The 23,569-nt window shown below is 54.7% G+C and carries 26 protein-coding genes and 1 other RNA gene; 11 read left to right on the forward strand and 16 right to left on the reverse strand.

Going from position 1 to position 23,569, the window contains the following annotated elements; translation table 11 throughout:
• The first annotated feature begins 388 nt into the window (after positions 1-388).
• Positions 389-1,870, forward strand: a complete 1,482-nt coding sequence (putP, locus tag L971_RS10490; protein WP_024371938.1) for a sodium/proline symporter PutP — start codon at positions 389-391, stop codon at positions 1,868-1,870.
• 54 nt (positions 1,871-1,924) lie between these two features.
• Here the strand turns inward: putP and L971_RS10495 are convergent, their stop codons facing one another.
• From L971_RS10495 to L971_RS10520, 6 genes are all read right to left on the reverse strand, one after another.
• Entirely contained in the window at positions 1,925-2,218 is a 294-nt protein-coding gene (locus L971_RS10495) for a hypothetical protein (protein WP_024371939.1), read from the reverse strand.
• 13 nt (positions 2,219-2,231) lie between these two features.
• Entirely contained in the window at positions 2,232-2,786 is a 555-nt protein-coding gene (locus L971_RS10500; protein ID WP_047375740.1) for a hypothetical protein, read from the reverse strand.
• 79 nt (positions 2,787-2,865) lie between these two features.
• Positions 2,866-3,687 (reverse strand): YihY/virulence factor BrkB family protein, encoded by an 822-nt coding sequence (locus L971_RS10505; RefSeq protein ID WP_024371941.1) that lies wholly within the window; start codon positions 3,685-3,687, stop codon positions 2,866-2,868.
• 109 nt (positions 3,688-3,796) lie between these two features.
• Positions 3,797-5,209 (reverse strand): sodium:alanine symporter family protein, encoded by a 1,413-nt coding sequence (locus tag L971_RS10510; protein ID WP_081828338.1) that lies wholly within the window; start codon positions 5,207-5,209, stop codon positions 3,797-3,799.
• Between the two features lie 65 nt (positions 5,210-5,274).
• The gene (locus L971_RS10515; protein WP_047375742.1) at positions 5,275-6,180 is read right to left on the reverse strand and encodes a Gfo/Idh/MocA family protein; all 906 of its coding nucleotides are present in this window, start codon (positions 6,178-6,180) and stop codon (positions 5,275-5,277) included.
• A gap of 69 nt (positions 6,181-6,249) precedes the next feature.
• Positions 6,250-6,432 carry a hypothetical protein gene (locus L971_RS10520; RefSeq protein ID WP_024371944.1) on the reverse strand — a complete coding sequence of 61 codons (183 nt, stop codon included), beginning with the start codon at positions 6,430-6,432 and terminating at the stop codon, positions 6,250-6,252.
• A gap of 183 nt (positions 6,433-6,615) precedes the next feature.
• On the opposite strand from L971_RS10520, the gene L971_RS10525 reads away from it, so the two are divergent.
• A complete protein-coding gene (locus L971_RS10525; protein WP_029334960.1) occupies positions 6,616-7,509 on the forward strand; it encodes a DNA/RNA non-specific endonuclease in 894 nt (297 codons plus the stop codon).
• A gap of 188 nt (positions 7,510-7,697) precedes the next feature.
• Here L971_RS10525 and L971_RS10530 read toward each other — a convergent pair whose 3' ends face one another.
• Entirely contained in the window at positions 7,698-8,864 is a 1,167-nt protein-coding gene (locus L971_RS10530) for a class I SAM-dependent RNA methyltransferase (protein ID WP_024371946.1), read from the reverse strand.
• A 104-nt stretch (positions 8,865-8,968) separates the two neighbouring features.
• Positions 8,969-9,336, reverse strand: an RNA gene (gene rnpB / locus L971_RS14975) — RNase P RNA component class B.
• A 121-nt stretch (positions 9,337-9,457) separates the two neighbouring features.
• On the opposite strand from rnpB, the gene L971_RS10535 reads away from it, so the two are divergent.
• Positions 9,458-9,862, forward strand: a complete 405-nt coding sequence (locus L971_RS10535) for a hypothetical protein (protein ID WP_024371947.1) — start codon at positions 9,458-9,460, stop codon at positions 9,860-9,862.
• Between the two features lie 61 nt (positions 9,863-9,923).
• On the opposite strand, the gene L971_RS10540 is transcribed toward L971_RS10535, so the two are convergent.
• Complete coding sequence (locus L971_RS10540; RefSeq protein WP_024371948.1) at positions 9,924-11,384, reverse strand: S8 family serine peptidase; 1,461 nt, start codon at positions 11,382-11,384, stop codon at positions 9,924-9,926.
• A gap of 105 nt (positions 11,385-11,489) precedes the next feature.
• Positions 11,490-11,897: a hypothetical protein gene (locus tag L971_RS10545; RefSeq protein WP_024371949.1), complete on the reverse strand. Its 408-nt coding sequence runs from the start codon at positions 11,895-11,897 to the stop codon at positions 11,490-11,492.
• Positions 11,898-12,067: 170 nt separating this feature from the next.
• Here L971_RS10545 and L971_RS10550 point away from each other — a divergent pair, with 170 nt between their 5' ends.
• The 5 genes from L971_RS10550 (at position 12,068) to L971_RS10570 (ending at position 16,749) form a co-directional block, all read left to right on the forward strand.
• On the forward strand, positions 12,068-12,955 hold the full coding sequence (locus L971_RS10550) for a hypothetical protein (RefSeq protein ID WP_024371950.1): 888 nt from the start codon (positions 12,068-12,070) through the stop codon (positions 12,953-12,955).
• Positions 12,956-13,020: 65 nt separating this feature from the next.
• On the forward strand, positions 13,021-13,686 hold the full coding sequence (locus L971_RS10555; RefSeq protein WP_047375743.1) for a response regulator transcription factor: 666 nt from the start codon (positions 13,021-13,023) through the stop codon (positions 13,684-13,686).
• Positions 13,683-15,038, forward strand: a complete 1,356-nt coding sequence (locus L971_RS10560; protein ID WP_047375745.1) for a HAMP domain-containing sensor histidine kinase — start codon at positions 13,683-13,685, stop codon at positions 15,036-15,038. The genes L971_RS10555 and L971_RS10560 overlap by 4 nt, the downstream gene beginning before the upstream one ends.
• Positions 15,039-15,103: 65 nt before the next feature.
• On the forward strand, positions 15,104-16,117 hold the full coding sequence (locus L971_RS10565; protein WP_047375747.1) for an ABC transporter permease: 1,014 nt from the start codon (positions 15,104-15,106) through the stop codon (positions 16,115-16,117).
• Positions 16,114-16,749 (forward strand): ABC transporter ATP-binding protein, encoded by a 636-nt coding sequence (locus L971_RS10570; protein ID WP_024371954.1) that lies wholly within the window; start codon positions 16,114-16,116, stop codon positions 16,747-16,749. The genes L971_RS10565 and L971_RS10570 overlap by 4 nt, the downstream gene beginning before the upstream one ends.
• A gap of 32 nt (positions 16,750-16,781) precedes the next feature.
• On the opposite strand, the gene L971_RS10575 is transcribed toward L971_RS10570, so the two are convergent.
• A complete protein-coding gene (locus L971_RS10575) occupies positions 16,782-17,195 on the reverse strand; it encodes a hypothetical protein (protein WP_047375748.1) in 414 nt (137 codons plus the stop codon).
• 179 nt (positions 17,196-17,374) lie between these two features.
• Between L971_RS10575 and L971_RS10580 the strand changes: the two genes are divergently transcribed.
• On the forward strand, positions 17,375-18,274 hold the full coding sequence (locus L971_RS10580) for an alpha/beta hydrolase (protein ID WP_029334931.1): 900 nt from the start codon (positions 17,375-17,377) through the stop codon (positions 18,272-18,274).
• On the opposite strand, the gene L971_RS10585 is transcribed toward L971_RS10580, so the two are convergent.
• Entirely contained in the window at positions 18,231-18,929 is a 699-nt protein-coding gene (locus L971_RS10585; RefSeq protein ID WP_047375751.1) for a CPBP family intramembrane glutamic endopeptidase, read from the reverse strand. The two genes, L971_RS10580 and L971_RS10585, sit on opposite strands and share 44 nt — an antisense overlap.
• Before the next feature lie 78 nt (positions 18,930-19,007).
• Between L971_RS10585 and L971_RS10590 the strand changes: the two genes are divergently transcribed.
• Together L971_RS10590 and L971_RS10595 are read left to right on the forward strand one after the other, a co-directional pair.
• A complete protein-coding gene (locus L971_RS10590) occupies positions 19,008-19,700 on the forward strand; it encodes a lytic transglycosylase domain-containing protein (RefSeq protein ID WP_231557595.1) in 693 nt (230 codons plus the stop codon).
• A gap of 33 nt (positions 19,701-19,733) precedes the next feature.
• Complete coding sequence (locus tag L971_RS10595) at positions 19,734-20,321, forward strand: DUF1643 domain-containing protein (protein ID WP_024371959.1); 588 nt, start codon at positions 19,734-19,736, stop codon at positions 20,319-20,321.
• Between the two features lie 14 nt (positions 20,322-20,335).
• Here L971_RS10595 and L971_RS10600 read toward each other — a convergent pair whose 3' ends face one another.
• From L971_RS10600 to L971_RS10615, 4 genes are read right to left on the reverse strand one after another with little or no spacing between them, the layout of a single operon-like run.
• A complete protein-coding gene (locus L971_RS10600; RefSeq protein WP_051638893.1) occupies positions 20,336-21,073 on the reverse strand; it encodes an energy-coupling factor transporter transmembrane protein EcfT in 738 nt (245 codons plus the stop codon).
• Positions 21,070-22,401, reverse strand: a complete 1,332-nt coding sequence (locus tag L971_RS10605; RefSeq protein ID WP_047375753.1) for an ABC transporter ATP-binding protein — start codon at positions 22,399-22,401, stop codon at positions 21,070-21,072. Before L971_RS10605 ends, L971_RS10600 begins: the two co-directional genes overlap by 4 nt.
• Positions 22,394-22,969 (reverse strand): ECF transporter S component, encoded by a 576-nt coding sequence (locus tag L971_RS10610; protein ID WP_024371962.1) that lies wholly within the window; start codon positions 22,967-22,969, stop codon positions 22,394-22,396. The genes L971_RS10605 and L971_RS10610 overlap by 8 nt, the downstream gene beginning before the upstream one ends.
• Complete coding sequence (locus tag L971_RS10615) at positions 22,962-23,555, reverse strand: YkoF family thiamine/hydroxymethylpyrimidine-binding protein (protein ID WP_024371963.1); 594 nt, start codon at positions 23,553-23,555, stop codon at positions 22,962-22,964. Before L971_RS10615 ends, L971_RS10610 begins: the two co-directional genes overlap by 8 nt.
• Positions 23,556-23,569 lie beyond the last annotated feature (14 nt).

A 23,569-nucleotide genomic window follows, 5' to 3' on the forward strand; every position in this document is an offset into this window, starting at 1 on the left:
ACTTCATTCTAAACGAGGCCATCGCTGTGGGCTTTTTTTGCGTTCACGTTCAGGTGTTGCACTTAATTTTATAATTCATCTAATATATAAGAGAAAAAAATCAACATTTAATGTTACAGAAAGATTACACAGGCGTATCCTGAGCATGACGAATATTCAGAAAATTTAAACTTTGTTTATGAAAAAAAGATACCTTATCCGTTGGTATAATGCGCTTTAGAGCCGTTTTTATGAAAAGATGACAGTTTGCAATGCCTTTCAAGGTCCGTTAAGGTTAGTCACAAGTTCGTCTTTACCGTTCGCCCACAGGACATTATGGGAATTACACCACAATGTTCACGCGAATGATTGAACCATATGAAAATGAAAGCGTACAGGAGGTAATACAATGTTATGGCAAGAATGGGTATCCATCGCGCTTTACCTCGTGATGATGCTCGCTATCGGTTACGTCGCGTTTAAACGGACGACCGATTCATCAGATTATATGTTAGGTGGCCGTAAAATGGGGCCAGGAGTTACTGCCATGTCAGCCGGAGCATCGGATATGAGTGGTTGGATGTTGATGGGACTACCGGGGGCAATGTATGCCACGGGATTGTCAGCAATTTGGTTAGCCGTTGGATTGGTCATCGGAGCTTACTTGAACTACTTGCTAGTTGCTCCGCGTCTTCGCGTCTTCACCGAGATGGCGAATGACTCGATCACGATTCCAGACTTCCTTGAGAATCGGTTCCGAGATCACTCGAACTGGCTACGGATTCTGTCCGCGTCCGTCATCATCATCTTCTTCACGTTCTACACGTCGGCCGGACTCGTTTCAGGCGGTAAACTGTTTGAAAGCTCATTCGGGATCAACTATCAGACTGGTGTCATCGTCACAATCAGCGTCGTTATTCTTTACACGCTGTTCGGTGGTTTCACTGCCGTCAGTTGGACCGACTTCGCACAAGGTGTGATCATGTTCCTCGCCCTCGTTCTCGTACCGATCGTTGCGTTAACGGATGTCGGTGGGATGACGAACGCTGTCAATACAGCGACGGCGATCAATACAGACTTGTTCGACTTGTTCAAAGGAACGACGACGCTCGGTATCATCGGGCTTCTCGCGTGGGGTCTCGGCTACTTTGGCCAACCGCACATCATCGTCCGCTTTATGGCGATTAAAGACGTCCCATCATTGAAGACGGCACGTCGGATCGGAATGGGTTGGATGACCGTATCGATTGTCGGTGCTGTTATGACAGGACTTGTCGGCATCGCCTACTTCCGTGGTCAAGGGAACCCGCTTGCCGACCCGGAAACGGTATTTATCCGCTTCTCGGATGTCTTGTTCCACCCGTTCATCACCGGTTTCTTACTCGCCGCGATTCTAGCTGCGGTCATGTCGACCGTGTCCTCACAGTTGCTCGTCACGTCATCGGCGTTGACGGAAGACTTTTATCGCAAGTTCTTTAACAAAGAAGCGAGCGAGAAAACGATGGTGCTAGCCGGACGGATCGGTGTCCTTCTCGTCGGTGTTGTGGCGACACTCATGTCGCTCAGCCCGTCAAACACGATTTTGACGCTTGTCGGCTATGCATGGGCAGGCTTCGGTTCAGCCTTTGGACCAGCGATCCTCTTGTCTCTCTACTGGAATAAGATGACACGTCAAGGCGCCCTCGCCGGTATCCTTGTCGGTGCACTCACGGTCATCCTCTGGATTGTCACAGGACTCTCGAACGTCATTTACGAGATGGTGCCAGGATTCTTCCTCAGTATGTTGGCCATCGTTCTCGTCAGCACGTTCACGAGCCAGCGTGAGCAAAAACGAATTAGTCGCGAATTCTCTGAGATGGAAGCAGAACTTGCTGCCGCCAAAGAAGAATAAGCATCAAAAGGCTCGCCCCATTATTCGGGGCGAGCCTTTCTTCTGTCATTGGATTCACATCGTCGAGGCGAGTAACCATACACGAATGAAGAATGGAACGAGGACAAGGACGAACATCACGTTTCGAAGCGTCCGGTTCCGGTTCCAATAATAAGCCATGAGAACGAACGGATGAAGTGCGGTCAATTCGTAAGGGTTGAACCAAAACCAAGTTAAAATCAAGGCGATCAAGAAATAGAGGACCGATCGTTGTTTCGTCGATCGATACTCCCGCCACATGTCGTAAGCACCTTTAAAGAATGCCAGGAACGCGACAATCCAAAATACGATGACAATAATATTATCCAATCAAACGACCACCTTAAGACACATTTTCAAAATAGAACCCGCCCCAATAGATGTGCCGGTATGTGAACTCTTTGCCGCTCTCGGCAGTGATGACGATCTCGTCCTCGGTCAATACGAGCACATGGACCGGCACCTCACCTTGCTTGAGCATCGGGCTGAACAGCTGAAACTGTTTGTTCAACCACTTCCGTTCGCTAAAATCACGGTAATGATGAAGCGCCAGCGTCGGGTGGACGAGAAATACTGCGGCAAGGAACGCGATTGCGGTCGGTGAGGCCGACACTTCAATCAAAAGCGAAATGACAAGGACGAGTGAGAGTACCCCGTAGCCGAACTCGAGCAGCTCCATCAAGGAGGCTCGACTCGCAATCACGTACTGAATGACACGAAACGCGACGTAAAGGATCAAACTGACCATCACGTACTGAGAAAATGGGGCGACACGCATCGAGACGTCCAAGTAGAAGAGAACCGGTAGCAACATGATCCACTTCCATAGTTGTAAGGCGAGGTAAAACAATGATTGATCGATGAAACGACGATTGTGTACGAGCCGTTGCATATTCATGTTTCCCACCTCCGATTGAAAGATGCGATCTTATCGATATCATTCCCTGAATCCTTGAATGATAACAATCAATTGCAGGTTAATCGGACTTTTCTTTTCGTTCGATGAGCGTGGCGTTCAGCAACCCGCCGAGCAAGATCACCGAGGCCGCCAAATAAAACCAGACGAGTAGCACGATGAACGCACCTAGCTGGCCATAGAAGCGTTCATAGTTTGCATACTGTGAATAGTAGCTGAACACGTTCGAGACTGTCAAGATACCGATTGTGGCGAACGCTGCCCCTCCCCAACTGTCACGGATTGTCCCACGGTGGCTAGGGAGCCATTTGTAGACGAGTAAAAAGACGCTGAACAAGACGAGTGAACCGACAATCCAACGGAAATAAAACCAGATTTGGGCGTACGTCGCGACGATCTCATCGATGAAGATGATATGTGTCGAGACTTCCCGTAACGCCGCCTCGACGACCGGGATGACGAGCGAGAACGGTAATACGAACATAAGCGCGAGCGTGACCGCGATGTCTTGGAGCGCCCCTCTTAGAAATGACTTGTTGCGAATCAATCGATAGGCATCGTTCAGCGAACGAACGAGCGATTGCACCGCCATCGAAGAAATCCAAAGGGCAGGCAAGATGCTGATCGAGGCCAGACCGAGTCTTGAATCATCAAAAATCGCCTCGATGTTTCCTTCTAACAACTCATAACTCCCTTCTGGCATGACGAGAGCGAGCGCATCAATGACGTCCCCGCTCGTGAACGGCAGCAATCCGACGATTCCGAGCACGAACAGCAAGAAAGGAAATGTCGACAAAATAAAATAATAGGCCAACATGGCCGCTTGATCAAAGAAACGTTCGACAAAAAAACGCTTGAACACAGTAGTGAAGGTTTGTATCATGTTCTCTACTCTTTTCTTAAATAATTTTTATAAAATGAATTCGGTATTTGAAATAAATATTTTCATATCGATTTAAAGCAAGGACCGCGACGCAGCCCTTGCTCTTCATTCAACCGATATGTTCCCGCTTCGTTTCCCATGCCTCGACGTGTTCTTTACCAGGCAAGTCGACGTCATCTCGACTGAAGTGCGGATCTTTTCCGGCCCGTTTCTGTGCGACGTAATCGTCGAGCAGTACGCGGGCAATCTTGCTCAGACGGAAGATGGCGTACATGTTGACGAGCGCCATCAAGCCCATGAAGATGTCGGCGATCGACCAGACGAGTCCTGCCGAACGAACGGCACCGAACATGACCATCCCGATTACGGCGATACGATAGATGACGAGATACACTTTCCGTTCTGAAATGAACTCGATGTTCGTCTCCCCGTAATAATAGTTCGCCAGTATCGAACTGAATGCGAACAACAGAATCGCAATCGTCATGAGTGACGTCGCGACCGGACCGATTTCGGTCAAGAGCGCTTCTTGCGCTAGTTCGATGCCTTGAAGCTCCTCTGAACCCGGGACACCAGAGATCAAGACGATCATCGCCGTCGCCGTACAGATGAACAGCGTGTCCACGAACACACTGAGCGACTGGATGAGCCCTTGTTTCACAGGATGGCTGACTTCGGCCGTCGCTGCGGCGTTCGGAGCCGAGCCCATCCCCGCCTCGTTCGAGAACAAGCCGCGGCGAATCCCTTGCAAGACGGCAGCACCGACCGCGCCACCGAACAGTTGTCGGAAGCCGAGCACCCCTTCTGAGAAGATGGCCGAGAACACGGCCGGTACGGCGCCAAGGTTCGTCAATACGACCCAAATCGCGAGCAAGATGTACCCACCGGCCATGACCGGGACGATGATCCCCGACAGTGTCGAGATGGAGCGGATCCCACCGAAGATGACGATCCCCGTCACGACAGCGAGGATGAGACCGACCCAAACCGTGTCGATGTCAAACACGTTGTTGACAGATAAGGCGATCGTGTTCGCTTGTACCGAGTTAAAAGCAAACCCAAATGAGAACGTGATTAAAATCGCAAACACGATCCCGAGCCAACGTTGCCCGAGTGCCCGTTCGATGTAATAGGCCGGGCCACCTCGCCACGCCTTGCCGTCATGGACTTTATACACTTGGGCGAGCGTGCTCTCGACGAATGCCGACGCCGCACCGATCAAAGCGATGAGCCACATCCAAAAGACGGCCCCGGGTCCACCGAGGGCGATCGCGGTCGAGACGCCGGCGATGTTCCCGGTGCCGACCCGCGCAGCCGTCCCGATGGCGAACGCTTGGAACGAAGATACTTGTCCTTTCTCATGCTTCAATCCTTTGACGAACAACAGCTTGAACATTTCCGGCAGCATCCGGAATTGGACGAATCCCATCCGGATCGTGAAGAAGATCCCGCCGGCAATCAAAACGAAAATAAGGACATACGTCCACAGCAAGTCGTTCGCCTGCATGATCAACTCTCGCATTTCCACTGAACATCCCTCCTCTTAAGGAATCCTTACCCGCTCCTTTACGCCAGGAAACGGTGCGTTCAGTGCGTGACCGCTTCGATGATCTGTTCGCACAGCTCATGGGTCGTCAGACTGTCACGGGCCCGGACGGAATCGTTCTCTTCCCCTTTGAGCAATTTGATGAACTCATCGATCATCGATGTGAATCCTCGCCGTGCCAAATTCGATTCCCACGGACTTAAACTCCGTTCGAGCATGCCGTCCGGGGTGTGGTCGAAGACGCGCTCGACGTCCCGAGATACCCGTTTCACGCTCGGAGACATCACTTCCATCACTTCTTCTGTACAACCGTTGTCGCGGTTCATGATTCCGATCGCCTCGACCCCACCGGCCGTGAACTGAATCTGAAGTTGCTTGAGCGTCTCCCCTTCATAACGGGGACGGACGGAGAGATGTTTCACCGGTACGAGACCCGTCAAAAACCGCAGCGTGTCGACGACGTGGACGAAGTCCTCGACGATGAACTCCCGCAGTGTCGCCGGTTGATACGTCCGATTTTTCTGGATCAACACGAGGTTCGGGGCTGCGACGGCCTTCAACGCCGTCGTCGCCGTCGCGAAACGGCGATTGAATCCGGTGACGAGCTCGACTTGATTCTTCTCGGCGAGTCCGACGAGACGAGCGGTCTCCTCGAGCGTGAACGTGACCGGCTTATCGATGAAGACGTGCTTTCCTCGTTCGAGCGCATAGGCGACTTGTTCCGTATGTACCGATGTGGTCGAATGAATCAACACCGCGTCCATCTCGGAGAGCGGCGTCTCCTCGAGCGTCCGATACTGTCCGGCGAATCGATATTTTGCGACGAGTTGTTTTGCTTTTTCTTCGTCCCGTGAGACGAGGAAAGTGTCCACCCCGTCCAATCCGGCGTAGACTGGCAAGTATGCTTTTTTGGCGACATCGCCAAGCCCGACGACGACTATTCTCATTACATCATCACTCCTCTTTTCGATTGACTGAATCGACCCCCAAGACGGTTGCCCAGGGGTCGATTTGTTTTAGCGAACCGCCAATATCTCGAAAGTCGTGATCGGCTTTCGGATCGCCTCTGACACGATTTGATAAAGGTCGGCGAGTTGCTCGTTATCGTTCAGGTCGGGCGTACGATCGAGTCGGACTTCGCACGTTCGTGACGTCTGCTCCTTGTCTTGAAACGCATATTCGATTGTGTATGTCTGCATGGCACGTCTCCTCTCTCATGTATACGTATGTATAGCCTGGATCGAATCGATTGAAACGCAACAAGTGCCTGACCGAACCTTTCGGATGTGACATCCCCCCCAACTCCCAATCAGTTTGCTTGTATAACGTTTCAAACATTTCTAAAATGAACAAGTACTAATAATCCATAGAGGGGTGTCGAGATGATCCGAAACTTGATTTACTTCACTTTGCCGCTAACGATGCTTCTGCTAGTCGCATGCAACAGTGAACAAGATGCTTCTCTCACAGATGATACGGCTGAAGTGACCGATGTGCAAGAACAATCGGCGTCAACGACTGAGGCTGAGGACCAATCAGATCCGTCGGCACAAGAACGATTCTCAGGCTACACGTTGCTCGAAGTCGATGGCGGTGACTTGTCTGGACATCGCGAAGGAAACGTCGTCGTAAACGTCGGATTCGGCGAGCGTGAATATTGGGCGTTCACAAATGAGCACGGACAACTTGTACGAGTTGTCGCCGCTGAGATCACCTTGCAGGACGAGGCGAACGAGGCTGTAAAGTCATCTGGCCGTTACTACGCCGACGAGGCGAAAGTTCCCGGCACCGAGCATGCCGAATTCGATGAAGGACACGTCATCGCCGACTCGCTCGGAGGCGTCTCGAACGCCTACAACATCACGCCACAAAACAGCACGCTCAACCGCCACGGTGACCAAGCCTACATGGAGACGATCATTCGCAACGCGGGCGGGGTCACTGACTTCGAGGCGCTCATCACATATCCGGACACATCGACCCAAATCCCGTCCAGCTATCAATATACGTACACGTTGAACGGGAACGTCATCATCGACCGGTTCGACAACGTCAACCCGGACGAAGTGAACGCAGCACTCGGCTTGACCGAGAAGACGCCAGAGACGGGCACACCGGCTGACCGCGGTGACATCTCGACCGTCGACAAGAACGGAAACGGACAAGTGACGATCCAAGAAGCGAAAGATGCCGGCTTCAGTATGCCGATCATGAGCGATCATTGGCTCTATCCGTACATGCGAGACAATGACAACGACGGGATGGTCGGCGAATGAGCTGACGGCAAACGCCAGCTCGATCGACGCACCGCTTTCTAGCGGGCGTCGTTTTTTCTTTCCATACGATGCGGTGATCTACCTACGATAGACAGACGAAAAAAAGACCGCAGACATCCGTCTACGGTCCGTCCGCTCGAGTTGCGGTCGTTTACTATTTACAAGCTGGTGCCAGACCTACTGCTGCCTCACTTATTTTCAGAAGTTTCCTCTTTCGGGCGTCTCGGTGGACGTTTGCCGAAGAATTGATAATACTGCGTCTCGATATTCCCGTTGTACAGCTTACGGCGTTTCGTCGCCGGGCGACCGTACGCCTTCTCGAAGTCCTCATAGCTTGTCAGCATATAGACGCTGTAGCCCGGATACTTGGCAAACTGTTGCCCGATCCGTTCATACAAGTCGATGATCTCTTCTTCCGTCTGCAACCGTTCCCCGTATGGCGGGTTACCGATGATGACGCCGTACTCTTCTTTCGGCTTCAACGCGGCCGCGTCACTGTGGACGAACGTGATGGCGTCACGCACGTCGGCGAGTTCGGCGTTGTCCTTAGCGAGCTTGACCATGCGCGGGTCGAGGTCGATGCCGTAGATTTTGAGCGGCTTGTCCCACTCGGCTTTATCGTTCGCCTCGTTGATCGCCTCGTACCATGCCTTCTTCGGCACACACGGCCAGTCTTGCGAGCAGAACTCACGGTTGAGACCAGGCGCGATGTTACGGCCGATGAGCGCGGCTTCGATGGCGAGCGTACCCGAGCCGGTAAAGACGTCATAGAACGGCATGTCCGGCTTCCAGTTCGTCAGCTGGATCATGGCCGCGGCCATCGTCTCTTTGAGCGGGGCTTGCGAATGAAGTTCGCGGTATCCGCGACGGTGGAGCGCCTCGCCCGACGTATCGATCGTGATCGTCGCCACGTCTTTCAACAAGGCGACCTCGATCGGATAGAACGCCCCCGTTTTCGGCAACCATTCGCCCGGTTTGTTATAGCCGCGCTGCATCGCGTCGACGATCGCCTTCTCGGTGATCTTCTGACAGTCGCGAATCGAGAACAGCTTCGACTTGACCGAGCGGCCGTCGACGATGAACCGGGCGTCCCACGGCATCAAATCCGTCCATGGAAGCTCGACGACCCCGTCGAACAGCTCGGTGAACGTCGTCGCCTTGAACTCGGCGACGACGAGCTTGACGCGGTCGGCCGTACGGAGCCATAAGTTCAGGCGAGGAATATCCTCCATCTCGGCGTCGATGTAGACGCGACCGTTCTCGACTTCACACGTATAGCCGAGGTCACGCACTTCTTTGGCGACGAGCGCCTCGATGCCCATCGCCGCTGTGGCGATCAATTTTCGTTTTGCCATAGTATCCCTACTTTCTATTTGTTCGTCCTAAAATGGTCAAGTAAAAAGGAGCTCAAGTAGGATTGCTTGAACTCCTGGTCGATGTAAGATAAGAGACTATGCTGCCCTGTAAGCCATGTTCTGTACTCCGGTGCTCATAACGGTCTCCCTGGCACGATGGAGTGACAATCATCTATCTGCGCCGTCTGGCGCCCTCCGTCCCGTTCGGTTCCGGTCAGGAAGTTCCCCTACCATAGTTTGGGTTTCTCGCTCGTGGGGTTTACCTCGTTCCACTCTGAACGTTTCCGGTCAGACTCCGTCACTGTGGCACTTTCAAGAAGCTTGCACCATATCCGAGGACTTAGGTGCTTCTTCTGCCGTCAACTTGCGTTGCCTACACTTATCGTTTCGTGTAGCACGATCACTACAGCCATCACAGGCTGTGCGAGCATGGACTTTCCTCAAAGCTTGCGCCCCGCGATTGTCCAGACCTCATAGTCACTTCACCCATTGTAGCCGATAAACGTCACGTTGACAACCGACAAGCTGAACTTGATTTTCATGGCGGTCAGCGCTAAAATAAGGCGTGTTCCATTGAACAAGGAGGGATTTTGATGCGTCAAGATGCAAAGAACGGTTGGATCCAACGGCTGACCTATGTGATTGAAATCGATGACATTAAAGCGCTCCACCCAAATAACGGCGTGTTCGCCTTCTATCGTAAAAATCGACTCGTCCAAGGGTTTGAGCCGTTCGACATTAAAGCACCGAACGAATTGTCAAAACGGCCTTACCATTTCGATCACCATAACTTGGCCCATCTGCATGAACGTTTTCCTGAATCGATCCCGCTATTCGATGCATCGGTTCAGACGCGTCGTGACTGGAGCGACCTCGTTCGTGTCGGCCTGTGTACCATCATCGCCGACGGGAAATTAAGTTTTGAACATATCGATGACAACGGGAACGTGCTAGAAGCGAGCATTCGTTGGACAGGTGAAGCGATCACCATCGACTGACATATGAAAACAACACCACCCCACCCGATGACGAGACCGTCAACGGGTAAGGTGGTGTTTTTCATGTCTGTTCGATCGTTTCGACCGGTTCTTCAACCGGCGGCGCGGCCGGCACGTAAGTTTTCGAGACGACACGTTCGGAGATGTCGGTCGGTTTCAAGACGACGGTCAAGTTCGAGCCCGTGTCACCGCGTACCGGGAACGTGCCAGGCACATGGAGCGCCTCGTAGACGGTCTTCCCTGTCGCATCAAGCACCGTGACGACCCCTTTACGCGTCGTCGTCAACTCGAACGTTTGCGCGTCGGCCGCTTTGACCGCGACACTCGTCTTGACCGGGTTGACGTACGTGACGTTTCGGCTAGAGGAGCGCTTGTACTTCCCGTCCGTGACGACGGCCGTGAGCCGATACTGTCCGCTCGGTAACCAGTCCCCACCGGCATACATCGTGAAAGCGCCGCCGTTCGCCGGTAGCGTCTTCAGTTTCCGTGTCCCTTGATAGAGTGTGTACGTCGTTTTCAAGTTCGGTCGGTTCATGACGGAAAGTTTCGCTTCTTGGACATACCGGTTCGTGAGCGTCGCCGGGGCTGAGATAGACACCGGGCGTGGCGTCGCGTCGAGCAGCCGTTTCGTGTTCAGCTCCGTGTATGGCTTACCGCTCACGCGCGGCATTTTTTGAAACAACCCGTCGATGTCCGTCGGCGTCAAGAACGGGTTCACCGATTTGACGAGCGCGATGCCTGACGTTACCATCGGCGCGGCCATCGACGTGCCGTCCATGAAGATGAAACTGTTCTTCAATCCGAGCGACAAGACGTTGACACCGGGAGCCACGACTTTCACTTGGCTGTCCATGTTTGAGAATGCGGCGACCCGGTGCTGTGAGTCGACCGCCCCGACGGCAATGACTTCTTTCATGTTCGCAGGGAACGATACTTTTGTCGCACCGTCGTTACCGGACGAGGCGACGATGACGACACCTTTCGCCCGTGCCCGTTTGATCGAATCGGCGAGCACGCGGTCGTAGTCTTGGCCGCCGAGCGATAAGTTGATGATCGTCGCGCCTTTCGCGACCGCCGTGTCGACGGCTTTCGCGACCGTCCACGAATCCGTGAACTCCGAGTTCTTGCCGTAAAAGACGTTATAGAAGTGATAGCGGACGTTCGGGGCAAGCCCGGCGATGCCATATTTATTATGGAGGCCCGACATGATACCGGCCGTATGCGTGCCATGATAATCGACACTGTATGGACCTTTCATCGAATTGACGACCCGCGGGACGTTCAACAACTCTTTATGGGTCCGGTCGGCAGATGAATCAATCAACGCGACGACGATGTCGGCGGCTCCTCGAGTCGTGTTCCACGTCAAGTCGGTCCCGGTCTGTTTAATATAATACTGGTTTCCGACACGCGGCTCCGCCACGACGTAGCCATGCTTCTCGAGAATCACTGGTTTTGACGCCGCCCCGGCCGTCGTCGGGGCGAGTAACGTCAACGCCGTCAACAATAAGATTTTTTTCATTGCCTTACGCTCCATTTCAACTTCATAAGATGGCTCCATTATCTCAAATTTCAGATTGGATTTCCCTTTTTTCTCAAAAAAAGAGTATGACATTTTTTCGACAGCTTACCAATAGTCCGGGACGTCCGCGTGTTCCATCTCAAAATCGACGATTTTTCCGATCGTCAAGTACGTGTAGTAGCGCGCGAGTTCTATCCGGTACGGGTCCGGAGTGAACCCGTCTAAGTCCTCACCGAGCGGAGAGCCGTCAATCGTCTCGAACTGCTGACAAAAGAACGATTCCGTCTCGTTGTTCCAGACGATCGTGTCCCCGATGTATCCGCTCCCGAAGCGGATGTAATCGATGACGGAAGGGACGATCACCTCGGCCGGGAGCCGCTCACTCATGCGACCGACGAGCTCGTAACGGTCACGCTCCGCAAAGACTGCCTCTTCGAGCGATGTGCACTTCAACACTTCCTTGTTGATCTCAATCAACACGATATAGTCCCCAGACTCAATCGACAGCTTCATCTCTTCACCTCATCCCACATCCCATTGTTAGCTCTATCTTAACAAATATTCGGAGAAAAACACCGAATTCCTGTGAACCTGTACAATTTTTCCATTCGGTGGATTCATACAACATGAAGAAATCGGTTTTTGCTATACTAGAGTATATGACTTTAGAGAGGAAGTGCAATATGGCCAAACGTCCATTGACCCCTCGCGAGAGCGAGCTGATCGCGACCGCCTTGTTCGTCGTCGGCACCGTCCCTTACAACGGGCACATCGACCGGCTCGAATCACTGACGCTTCGCGACGTCGCCGATGACTATTTGTCTGGGAAGCGCTCTGTCGCCGAGGCGATCGACGCCTTGGACCAATATATCCACGTTCGTCGCCATCGCTTCAAAAATGTCACGCCCCACAACTTGTGGACGCTCGATGACCGGACCGAGCAAGAGGCGCTCCGCTATATCGTCCGCCGGCCCGAGTTGAAGAAAGGACAGACGCTGAACAAGAAGAATCAACCGTACCAAGTCGGCCAAGACGTCGAGTTCAAAGTCGATAAACATGTCGACCGTGGTCAGTTTCGCATCTATATCGGTAAGCAGAACGGGTTCACGTTCAAGGCCCAATCCAAAGAGAAAGACAAGTTGAAAGCGGCGAGCGGTTGGATCACGCACATGGACTTGAAAGACCGGCTCGTCTTCGTCAACCTCACCGATTTCGGTCGTCAACCGATCGACCCGGAGATTAAACAGGCGCTCGAGGAAATGAGCGCCTCTCTCCTCGGCTGGTTCGCCACGGCGACACTCCCGTCCGAGGACGAGGCGAAGACGGCGAAACAGATGATCGCCACGCTTCAACGCCGCGATCAACCTTACTGGTTCACATTGACGTCAGCGATGAACCATCCGAAGCCCGAGCACGTGAAGCGCTGGGGAGCGTTCGTCAACTTGCTCGTGAAGGCGAGCGGCGGGGACGCCGCGGCGATCGAGACGCTCGAGACGCAAGAAGATAAATACTTCAAAGACGCCTTTTTGCGGGCGATGCGTGCCTTGCATGGAGAACTGGCACCCAAGTGACTTCGATTCAAGCGGTAACGGCCACGGCCTTGCCGCTTTTTCACAGTTTAGAAAGGAAGAGTCCGATGCACGTATTGATTGTAGAAGATGATGAACATATTCTTCGTCTGCTTGACGAGACACTACGACAGGCTGGTCATTCGACGACTTTGACGACAGATCCGACCGTCGCTGAAAAACTGTTCACCGAACGGCCGACCGATGCCGCCGTCGTCGATGTGTTGCTCCCGGGAATGGATGGACGTGAACTGTGCCGTCGGCTGAAGAGCATGCTCGACGTCCCGGTCATCTTGTTGACCGCACTCGGTGAATGGGATGACAAACGAAGCGGCTTTGAGCACGGCGCCGACGATTACATGACGAAACCGTTCATTCCCGATGAACTGTTGTTCCGGCTCCAGGCGGTCGCGAAGCGATATGAACGGACGGCGCAGACGATCGTCCAAGCCGGCCCGCTCACGCTCGACTTGCGTGAGTATCGCTTGAACGTCGACGGCGAGACGATTCACTTGCCGAAGCGTGAATTCGAGCTGCTGTATCAGCTTGCGGCCTTCCCTTCGCGCGTCTATAGCCGCGATGAACTGATCGAGAACGTCTGGGGCATAGACTTTGACGGGGACGACCGGACCATCGACGTTCATATCAAGCGGCTGAGAAGTCGTCTCCAAAGCGAACAAGTCGTAATCCGGACCGTGCGCGGGGTCGGCTACGCCCTTGAGGTGATGACATGAAGACGCTTTATACGCGAATCGTCTTGACGGTCTTCCTCATTCTAATTGCCTCGGGGGCCGTCGCCCTCCTCGTCAGTAACGTCGCCTATTACGTCTGGTGGCAACCGACGTATAGTGAGAAGACGGAGCGGACGGCGAGCGCTGCCGTCGGCTATTTCGAGAATCATACCGACCTAGACGAGGCCGCCTATTACTCACTCCTCGCGAGGACCGGCTATCAACTGTTCGTCGTCAAGGCGGACGGACGCGTCATGCGCTACGGGGGAGAGTTCCGAAACGAGACGATCGACGATGCCATCATCCGTTCTGTCCGTGACGGCGTCGTTTACGAAGGGATGCGCGACTATCCGTTTCACCTTTTTCTGCTCGGTCTGTTCGACAACGAGGTCGTCAACACGTACGGCTTTCCGTTGACCGGTAGCGACGGGATCGACGCGGTCTTCATGCGCCCCGACCTGTCCGCACAGATTCGTGAACTCCACTTATTCGTCGGTCTCTTTTTCGGCACGTTGACCGTTCTGGCGTTTCTGTTGATCGCGCTCTCGACACGAAATATCGTCCGGCCCGTCAAACTGCTGACCGAGGCGACAGCCTCGGTCGCATCAGGGACACGACCTCGCGATTTACCGCTCGGACGGACCGACGAGATCGGGGTGCTCGCGAGACGATTCGATGATATGGCCCAGACGATTGAGATGTCCGAGGCAGAGCGAAAGCGGTTCGTCTCGAACGTCTCCCATGAGTTCCGCTCCCCGCTCACGTCGCTTACTGGGTATGCGACGAGGCTCGTCGCCACGACCGATGGCGAGGCGAGCGACTATGCGCGGATCATTCGGGATGAGACGGAACGGTTATCGGGTTTGACGACACAGTTGCTCCTGCTTGCCCGACTCGATGAAGCGGATCTCGCCTTGGAGTCGGACGTCACCATCGCCGATTCGATCGAAGAAGTCATACGCGGCCTGTCGTTCCAACTCGACCAGACCGGTGTCGCCATCTCGACCGATCTCGACCGATCCATCGCCATAAAAGGCGACCCGATCCTGCTGTCACAAGTGTGGGCCAACTTAATCCAAAACGCCCTCCACGCCTCGTCTGAAGGCGGCATGATCCGCATCCGCTTGGAACAACGCGAGCGTCCGACCGTGACGATCGCCGATGACGGGGTCGGTATGGACGAAGCGACGAAAGCGCGCCTGTTCGAACGTTTCTTCCAAGGAGACGTGTCCCGGTCGACGACCGGGACGGGACTCGGTCTGTCCATCGTCCACGATATCATCGCCTTGCACGACGGAACGATTCACGTCGATTCGACACCCGGCCGAGGCACCGTGTTCACGGTCACGTTGTAGTCGTTCATACTCTGTTCATATTCATCCGCTATGCTTCCTTCATCGACATGAAGGAGGCTTTTTCTATGCAATTAGGAATGAAAGAAATGTGGCGCCAACGACGCCGCTACTCACTGATTTTCGTCATCACACTCCTCATCGTGCTGTTGACGACGCTCATCACCGGACTCGCCGACGGACTCGCCTACGACAACGGGGCGAGCATACGTGAACTCGACGCCGACACGTTCCACCTGACCGCCGACGCGGAAGGCCAATTGACACGGTCGTTCATCGAACAGACACGTAGAAGCGACACGATGACCCCGCTCGCTGTCAAACCGCTCACGTTCGGGAACGAGACGAAGCAAGATGCGACGTTGTTCGCGTTGCCGGCCGATTCTCCGGTCGGACCAACGCTCGACCTCGAAGTCGGCGAAGTGCTCGTCGACCCGACTTTCCTGCAGACGTTATCCGTCGGTGATACGGTCGAAGATTTCACGAGCGGCTATCGGTTCACGATCGTCGGGACGACAGACGGTCGTTTCAGCCACGCCCCCGTCGTCTGGACGACGATGGAGACATGGGACGCCTATCAACAAGTCGCCGGCGGACCGGCGTACGTGTCGGCCTGGCTCGGAGACGGCGACGGCGACACCGCCCTCTCGACATTCACACGGCAAGAAGTCATCGAGGCCGTGCCGGGCTATTCGGCCGAACAAGGAACGTTCGCGATGATGCGCGGATTTCTCTTGGTCATCGGGGCGTTCATCTTGACGGCGTTCTTCTACATGGTCACATTGCAAAAGTTGCCAGAGCTCGGAATTTTGAAAGCGATCGGCATCCGGACGCGAACGATCGGCACCGCGCTCGTCAGCCAAGTGATGGTCACCGTCATCCTCGCGAGCGGTGTCGCGGCTCTCGTCACGGCATTGGTAGCCGGGGTCGTGCCGCCTGACATCCCGTTTCAATTCGAGGTAGTGAACGCCCTGCTCTACAGCGCCCTCTTCTTCGTCATCTCGCTCGCCGGGACATTGCTCCCGCTCTACACATTACGCCGGCTCGACGCCGCCGACGCCTTAGGAGGTCGAATGAAATGAAATTGATGAAGATTCATCACGCCTATGAACAACCGATCCTATCCGGGGTCGATTTGACCGTCTCTCCCGGAGAGTGCATCGCCATCGTCGGACCGAGCGGGAGCGGCAAGAGCACGCTGCTCCAAATTCTCGGGTTGCTGAAACGCCCTGACGCGGGGGAATTGTATCTCGGTCCGGTCGATGCGTTCACGCTCGATGAAGAAGAACGACGGAAATTGCGTCTGAACGAGGTCGGGTTCGTCTTTCAAGATGCCCACCTCGTCCCATACTTGACGGTATGTGAACAACTCGAGCTCGTCCAAGCCGAGGCAGGACTTGACACTGACGCGAGACGGCTATTGACCGACCTCGGTCTCGGTCATCGGTTGGACGAACTGCCAAATCGCCTTTCCGGCGGCGAACGACAGCGGGTCGCCGTCGCCCGTGCCCTCATCAACGACCCCTCACTCATCTTGGCCGATGAACCGACAGCGAGCCTCGACTATGCGAACGGGCGACTCGTCATGGAACGCCTGGCCGCAGCCGCGCACGAAAACGGCAAACAAGTCATCGTCATCACCCACGACGAGCGCATGCTTGACGTGTGCGACCGCGTGCTCCGTTTGCGTGATGGCCAACTCGAAACATTGTGAAAGGGAGTGGCGTTCGCCACTCCCTTGTTTTGTCAGCCGGCCTGATGCGGTCGTAGGTTACAGACGTCGTCGAGATGATGCGACAACCAAGCGCTGAACACGATGCGAACGGAGAACGTCCGTAACGCATCGATTTCCATCTGTTGAATCATGATCAATCGTTCCTCGATATAGTTCGAGACGAGGAAGATGTCCGAGAGCGCGAGCAACGCCTGAACCGCCTCATCCGGCCGGACACCCGCATCGTCGGCGAGGTCCAAAACATTCACATGAACTTCACGACCGCTCCCGCTCAAGAAACGCTCGATCAAGGCATCGAGGACAGGCGCCAGGTCGTGGGACGCGTGCGCCCCACGTCGATAAAACGAGATCCCTTCCTCCGTCACATCGTCCACTCGCCCCCCGATGCAAGCTTGTATGAATCGATACATCGCCTCACGCGTCACGTTGCTCCACCCTCCCTAAATCTTCTACCGCCTCAGCTTAACGTGAATCGATGAACGTGACGACCGGCGATTTGTAACCGTTCCGTCGCCCCTCGTCATCAGAGCGCTTCACGATATGTGTTGGAACGTGAACGCAATGAGTGTTTTCGGGTACAATAATGAGGAAAGGAGCGATGTTCATGCAACTAAAATGGAAATACGGGCTCGCGACATTATTCACAGGCTATTACGCCATCAGTTATTATGCGTTCAAACGAATGACACGGGGGAAACGTAAGACGCCAGAGATGTTGCTCGCGCCGTACACGACAGAGGACCAATCGTTTTACCACGACGTGCCGTTTGAACACGTCTCGCTCCGTTCTAGAGACGACTACCGCCTATATGGTCGGGTGTATCGCAACGGTGACGCCCGGAAGTGGATCGTCTTCGTCCATGGCTATACGGCGTCGCACAGCTTCATGGCACCGCATTTGGCCATGTTCCACAAGCTCGGTTACAATTTGCTCGCCGTCGATTTGCGCTCACATGGGGAATCAGAAGGTGTCTACGCCTCATACGGCTACCATGAGAAACACGACATCGTCGATTGGGTCGACTGGCTGCGTACGAACGAGACCGTAGAGGAAGTCGGGCTGCACGGTGTCTCGATGGGTGCCGCGACGATCCTTCAGGCCGGACCGCTCACAGACGTCGACTTTTTGATCGCCGAGTGCCCGTTCGACGACATGCGACAATTGATGCGCCATCAATTGAACAACTTGCACCGGCTGCCTGGCGACTTGTTGTTACCAGGCATCGATTACTTCCTATGGAGCCGGGCCGGTTTTCGGATGAACCAAGTACGCCCGAAACGAGACTTGGCGGAAACGTCCGCCCCGATCTTGTTCATTCACGGCACGCGCGACGATTTCGTGCCGACGTGGATGTCCGTCGAGATGAACGCCCTCAACCGCCAAAACGAGATCGCCCTCATCCACGACGCCGAACATACGAACTGCATTTTAAAAGACCGGGACGCATATGAAGACGCCGTCACCCAGTTTTTGACGCGTCGACATGAATCGGTCCAGCGATGAGATCGAGCAACATGTGCAGTACCATGAGCGGCCACAGGACGCCCATCACCAAATAAACGTAGCCGAACAGCGCACCGAGCAGCCCGGTGACGACGATGCCACGCACCCCTTGATAGGCGTGAGCAAGACCGAACAAGACGCCACTTGCCAAGGCGAGCGACACATCGGAGAAATCGACATATAATGTGAGCGTGTAGAGCAAGACACCGCGAAAGATGAACTCTTCCGTGACCCCGGCTGTGAACGAGACGGCTTTCCACGCCTTCGCCTCATCCGCTGTCCTCGGGAGAAGCGCTTTCTCGATCTCGAGTTCATAGTGGGGACGGAGCATCTCCCGAAGGCGCGAGGAGGTCAGCACGGATAAGTAAAAGACGGAGAAGGCGCCCATGAGGACGCAACAAAGGACGAAATAATTCCACGCCCGTTCGTCGGTCGCCTCCGGCATGAACCCAAGTCCGACCGCCTCGGCCGGGACACCGAACAAGAACACGAGCGCGACGAGAAGAAGCGTCAGCCCCCATGCCGACTTGATCGCTTCTTCGTATACGCGGCTCCTTCCGAGCGAGGCGAGCATCGACTTCATCAAGCGGGCATTGAACAGTTGAATGATCAATAAATAGGCGAGAATGACGGTAAAGACGATTCGTTCGAGCATCGATATCCACTCCTGTCCTTCCTGTTAGCTATATGCTACACTATTCGGGTATTGTCTAGAAAGCTAGGAGGCGGTATCTTGAAACGATTGATGCTGCGACTGACCAGTATCATGCTTGTGGCGGTGTTGTTCTTCGTCGCAATCGGCTGGTTCGGTCAACATGAAAAAGTGAACAACGCGCTTTACCGTGCCTACTACGGGGACCATGGTGTCCCTGCCGACCACGTCGCGGTGTATGAGGATGCGGCCGACGCGTATGACGTCGATTGGCGTTTGCTCGCCGCCGTCCATCGTGTCGAGACGATCTTCTCACACAGCTCCTCGATGCGCTCTTCGGTCGGGGCGATCGGACCGTTCCAGTTCATGCCACGGACGTGGCTCGGCTGGCAGTATGACACGGACGATCAGAAAGGCGATGTGCCAGAAGACGAGATCGATTTGACCGATTTAACTTTAATCGAGCAATATGGCGGTCTCGGCCGTGACGGCAACGGCGATGGACAAGCCGATCCGCACAGCCTGATCGACTCGGCGCATACGGCAGCCTATTATTTGAGTGAACACGGCGGACAGACGAGTGATTCGAACGAGTCGATTCGTTCGGCCATCTTTGAATACAATCGAAGTGAGCAGTACGTCGACAACGTCATGTCGTTTTACGACCAATACCAGACCGAGGTCACCCTTCTCCCAGGAGACGGCAAGACGACGAAGCAACAAGTCGCGCGGTACACGATTCGCTATTTGGAATGGTTCGCCAAGTTGACGTGACAGGAAAATTACCAGTTGAAGTGAGGAAACGAAATGAACACGCAAATCGAGGAAGTGACGATTCGAGTCAAATCGATTTTCAACGACGATAAGACGAAACGTTATATGCGCTCTTACGAGTTCACGGATGTCGTCGACGGCGTGATCTGTGCCGTCATCATCTATTCGCCTCGGATGAGCGATGCGTTCTTGTCCGGGACGACGACACAACGCGCCTATATGCTCATGCGTAACCATTTGGATCAGCCGATTCGAGAAGTGCGCGTCATCAGCCTCGTCCCGACGCTCGCCATCAACGACAACTTGCCGTACGTCGAGTCCCAACTTGACGAGGTGAACTATCATTATGTCGAAGAGACGCTCGACGACGTCGAGAAAAGCGGCGGTATGGCCATCGTTGGTTGGGGGTCACCCGGCCGGCTCATGCATCACGCGACAGCCTACAAGTCGCTCTTTGCCGATCACGAGGCGAACATGTTCTGTATCGGCACGACGTCAAAAGGCGAACCGCAACAAATTCGTATGGCCAACGAGAACACCGTGCTCGAGGCGTTCAACAATGAATCAGTGAAACCGAAGTTTCGCATCGTGAAAGAGACAAAACAGGATGACTCCGAGTGAGTCATCCTGTTTTTTTAGCGTACACCTATCCATACACTTATTCCGAACAGCGCGACGAGAAGAGCCGCCAATAAAAAGTCGTTCTTTGTGACCGGGATCACCTCGTACGAAGAACGTCCTTCCCCCGTAAACCCGCGAGCCTCCATCGAGAACGCGATTCGTTCGGCTTGACGGATCGCCCCGGCGAGCAGCGGGATGAGCAGTTTTGGCGCGTGACGGATGTGATCCCGCCTCGTCTCCAAGCGCACACCTCTCAACGCATGTGTTTCGTAAAGTTGCATGAGCTCGCTCTTTAAAATCGGGAAAAAGCGAAATCCGACGAAAACGCTGTAGGCGATCTTTGGCGACAACTTTCCTTGCTGCATCAAGCTGTAGACGAATCGCTTCGGGTCCGTCGTCAGCGTGAAAAGGAGCGACAAAACCGTGAACGCCAACACGCGCAAGGCGAGTGTCAGAGCGAGCATCACGTTCTCCTCGGTGACGTCATTGCCGAACAGCGTGAACACGACTTCTCCGCTCGCCTCTCTGCCGAAGACGAGTGTCGTCCATAGCGTCCCGACGGCGGTCAATAAGAATGGGATCATGAACAGCCCCCATCGCTTCCAGCTCACGTCGGCGAAAAGCGTTTGCAGGAGAATCGTGCCGAGAAATACAGCGAGTGGTGTCCACGGATTGTACATAAAAGCGAGACCGAACATGAGACATGTCACGGTCATAAACTTGACGGTCGGGTTCATCTCATGAAATGTCATGACCATCCCTCCGTCAACAGCCCATGCCTCCGCAATAATTCCGGGTCGTCCCATAGCGAAGCATCATAAGGGCCGCTCAACTCCCCCTCATGCATCAAATAGTACGTGTTCGCGACCCGAGCAAAACTGAGGTCGTGTGTCACGAACAACACCGCCTGTCCCGCATCCGCACGTTCGGCCATCAAATCATGGAGCGCTCGAAGCGAAGCCTCGTCTTGTCCTGCCGTCGGTTCATCAAATGCGATCAATCGTTTCTCCGAGAGCATCATCACCCCGATGGCGAGTCGCCGTTTTTGACCGTGACTGAGTGAGAGCGGATGCGCATCCCGCAACGGTCCGAGCCCGAGCCGCGTCAACATGTCTTCGATCGGACGATCGTGCCCGTATTTGAGTTCACTTGTCAGGTCACTTGTCACGAACAAGTGTGCCGGGGATTGCGGGACGAACCCGACGTCACGATGATTGCGAGCCAGACTTCTGAGCCATGTCGACTTGCCGCTCCCGTTTCGACCGAGGATAGCGACGACTTCTCCCTCGGCGACGGTCAAGTCGCTCGCTGCGAGTTCAAATTCATTTCGTTTGAAATTCGGTATGTGAAATAAATTATATTCCCCTTTGTGGCTCCCAATCGATGCGAACGTATAGTCCGGGCGCATCTCGAACGGCCCATCCTTGACGATTCGTCCCTCCACAAGCTCGACTTGCCGGTCGAAGAAATCGCCCCATACGTACGGTCGGTGTTCAATGACGACAACGTTGACGGTGCGGGCGACGCCGTCGAACCAACGGACGAAACGATGCGCCGTCTCCGGGTCGAGGTGGGCGAGCGGCTCGTCGAGCAATAGCCATTCCGGTCGGCCGACCAAAGCACAGGCGACGGCGATCTGTTGCTTCTCGCCCCCTGACAAGTCATGGATGGTGCGGTTGCGATACTCGGACAAGCCGAGCGCATGCAAGATCGCCGTGACACGCTCCGACATCTCGCCCCGCGCGACCCCGAAGTTTTCGAGCGTGAAAATCAGTTCCTCCTCCACCGTCTGCATGACGAACTGACTGTCCGGATCTTGAAACACCGTCCCGACGCGCCGATTCACTTCACCGGCCGCGTACGTATCATACGATCGATTGAACAAGTGCAATCGTCCCGTCACGATCCCGTCACAGTTATCCGGATAGAGACGGTTGAACATAGCAAACAGTGTCGATTTCCCCGACCCGCTCGCCCCGGTGATGAGCGTCCTCCCATCCCGGAGCGTGAGCGTGACGTCCGACAAGACGTCGGTCGGCTTACCTGGATAACGAAACGTCAGCTGTTCCGCCTCAACCATGCACGCGTCCTTGCCGCGCGACGGCGTACCCTTCGAGCGCACCCGTCCGAAGCAACAAGTCACTCAATATCTTCCCTCCGAGTCCAGCGATGAGCATGCCGCTCGTCGCGCGGAGGGCGAACATCGTGGCGACGTATGTCGGACTGAGCGCCGCGAGACCGCCCATGACGTACGTATAGGCGAAGCTCGTCACGGCCGCACCGAACCCGGCGAGCATGAGCACCCAAAGGTCGTACCGTTTATAACCGGTCAAGGCGAACGCCGCCTCGGCCCCGAGTCCTTGAACGATCCCGACGAGAATGATCCGCGGACCGATGGCGTTCCCGATCATCATCTCGATCGTCGCCGCGAGCACTTCCGACAAAAACGCGGCGCCGGGCTTTCGAATGATGTAAGCCGCGATAATCGAGACGATGAACCAAATTCCGAAGATCCATTCGTAGGCGATCGGTCCGATCAAGCCGGCCCAAAGGTTCCCGACATGGACGAACGCCAAATAGACGACGGCGAACACGACCGATAACAGCGACAACAAGACGACCTCTTTCAACTTCCACGATTTAAGCATCATTGCGTTCCTCATGCGACGGACTGTTCACGCTGAACGTCACCGTCATGACGACGTGGCTCGTCTTCGCACGGACCCGGTCGAACGTCGCCTCATAAAACGAGAACACCGGCTCGATGTCGCCGTGGATGCCCGAGGCGTAATGCATCGAATCGTTGAACACACCACGTGATTTCGCGAAATCGATCTCTTCATAGATGATGTCCATATATTGCTCGTCACCGAGCGGATAGAGCGCGAACTGGGAGGAGACGTATTGGGCGCCGACCGGTCCGTTCACAGGCTCGCTCGTCACCTCGAGCAGGTTGTCCCCCATCGTGTCACCCGGGCAACCGACCGAGAACGTCCCGCTCATCGAGACGTGCGTCCCTGTCTTCGTCGCATGCGACAGGATTGATTTGGCCACATCGAACACGTGCTCACTCCGTCCCCGGATGACCGTCGAGACGTCATCGGTGTGGCGCCAGACGTTCTGTAAATCCGTCTCCTTCAATGCCCCTTTGATGACGCTCACGAAATCCGACGTCATCGGGCTCAGTGTAAAGCGGAACCCGACGATCGGGCTCGTTCCACATTGCTCGTTCATGTTGCATTCCCCCT

The sequence above is a fragment of the Exiguobacterium sp. ZOR0005 genome (assembly GCF_000798975.1).
In the GTDB taxonomy this organism is placed as follows: domain Bacteria; phylum Bacillota; class Bacilli; order Exiguobacteriales; family Exiguobacteriaceae; genus Exiguobacterium; species Exiguobacterium aurantiacum.

What these genes read in the sequence shown, in the direction of transcription:
- L971_RS10500 (WP_047375740.1), bottom strand. Translation starts at nt 2,786, where the DNA reads ATGAATATGCAACGGCTCGTACACAATCGTCGTTTCATCGATCAATCA.
- L971_RS10570 (WP_024371954.1), top strand. Translation starts at nt 16,114, where the DNA reads ATGAAATTGATGAAGATTCATCACGCCTATGAACAACCGATCCTATCC.
- putP (WP_024371938.1), top strand. Translation starts at nt 389, where the DNA reads ATGTTATGGCAAGAATGGGTATCCATCGCGCTTTACCTCGTGATGATG.
- L971_RS10605 (WP_047375753.1), bottom strand. Translation starts at nt 22,401, where the DNA reads ATGGTTGAGGCGGAACAGCTGACGTTTCGTTATCCAGGTAAGCCGACC.
- L971_RS10550 (WP_024371950.1), top strand. Translation starts at nt 12,068, where the DNA reads ATGGCCAAACGTCCATTGACCCCTCGCGAGAGCGAGCTGATCGCGACC.
- L971_RS10530 (WP_024371946.1), bottom strand. Translation starts at nt 8,864, where the DNA reads ATGGCAAAACGAAAATTGATCGCCACAGCGGCGATGGGCATCGAGGCG.
- L971_RS10585 (WP_047375751.1), bottom strand. Translation starts at nt 18,929, where the DNA reads ATGCTCGAACGAATCGTCTTTACCGTCATTCTCGCCTATTTATTGATC.
- L971_RS10610 (WP_024371962.1), bottom strand. Translation starts at nt 22,969, where the DNA reads ATGCTTAAATCGTGGAAGTTGAAAGAGGTCGTCTTGTTGTCGCTGTTA.
- L971_RS10545 (WP_024371949.1), bottom strand. Translation starts at nt 11,897, where the DNA reads ATGAAGCTGTCGATTGAGTCTGGGGACTATATCGTGTTGATTGAGATC.
- L971_RS10615 (WP_024371963.1), bottom strand. Translation starts at nt 23,555, where the DNA reads ATGAACGAGCAATGTGGAACGAGCCCGATCGTCGGGTTCCGCTTTACA.
- L971_RS10600 (WP_051638893.1), bottom strand. Translation starts at nt 21,073, where the DNA reads ATGACATTTCATGAGATGAACCCGACCGTCAAGTTTATGACCGTGACA.
- L971_RS10560 (WP_047375745.1), top strand. Translation starts at nt 13,683, where the DNA reads ATGAAGACGCTTTATACGCGAATCGTCTTGACGGTCTTCCTCATTCTA.
- L971_RS10510 (WP_081828338.1), bottom strand. Translation starts at nt 5,209, where the DNA reads ATGCGAGAGTTGATCATGCAGGCGAACGACTTGCTGTGGACGTATGTC.
- L971_RS10535 (WP_024371947.1), top strand. Translation starts at nt 9,458, where the DNA reads ATGCGTCAAGATGCAAAGAACGGTTGGATCCAACGGCTGACCTATGTG.
- L971_RS10595 (WP_024371959.1), top strand. Translation starts at nt 19,734, where the DNA reads ATGAACACGCAAATCGAGGAAGTGACGATTCGAGTCAAATCGATTTTC.
- L971_RS10555 (WP_047375743.1), top strand. Translation starts at nt 13,021, where the DNA reads ATGCACGTATTGATTGTAGAAGATGATGAACATATTCTTCGTCTGCTT.
- L971_RS10525 (WP_029334960.1), top strand. Translation starts at nt 6,616, where the DNA reads ATGATCCGAAACTTGATTTACTTCACTTTGCCGCTAACGATGCTTCTG.
- L971_RS10580 (WP_029334931.1), top strand. Translation starts at nt 17,375, where the DNA reads ATGCAACTAAAATGGAAATACGGGCTCGCGACATTATTCACAGGCTAT.
- L971_RS10505 (WP_024371941.1), bottom strand. Translation starts at nt 3,687, where the DNA reads ATGATACAAACCTTCACTACTGTGTTCAAGCGTTTTTTTGTCGAACGT.
- L971_RS10565 (WP_047375747.1), top strand. Translation starts at nt 15,104, where the DNA reads ATGCAATTAGGAATGAAAGAAATGTGGCGCCAACGACGCCGCTACTCA.
- L971_RS10520 (WP_024371944.1), bottom strand. Translation starts at nt 6,432, where the DNA reads ATGCAGACATACACAATCGAATATGCGTTTCAAGACAAGGAGCAGACG.
- L971_RS10515 (WP_047375742.1), bottom strand. Translation starts at nt 6,180, where the DNA reads ATGAGAATAGTCGTCGTCGGGCTTGGCGATGTCGCCAAAAAAGCATAC.
- L971_RS10540 (WP_024371948.1), bottom strand. Translation starts at nt 11,384, where the DNA reads ATGAAAAAAATCTTATTGTTGACGGCGTTGACGTTACTCGCCCCGACG.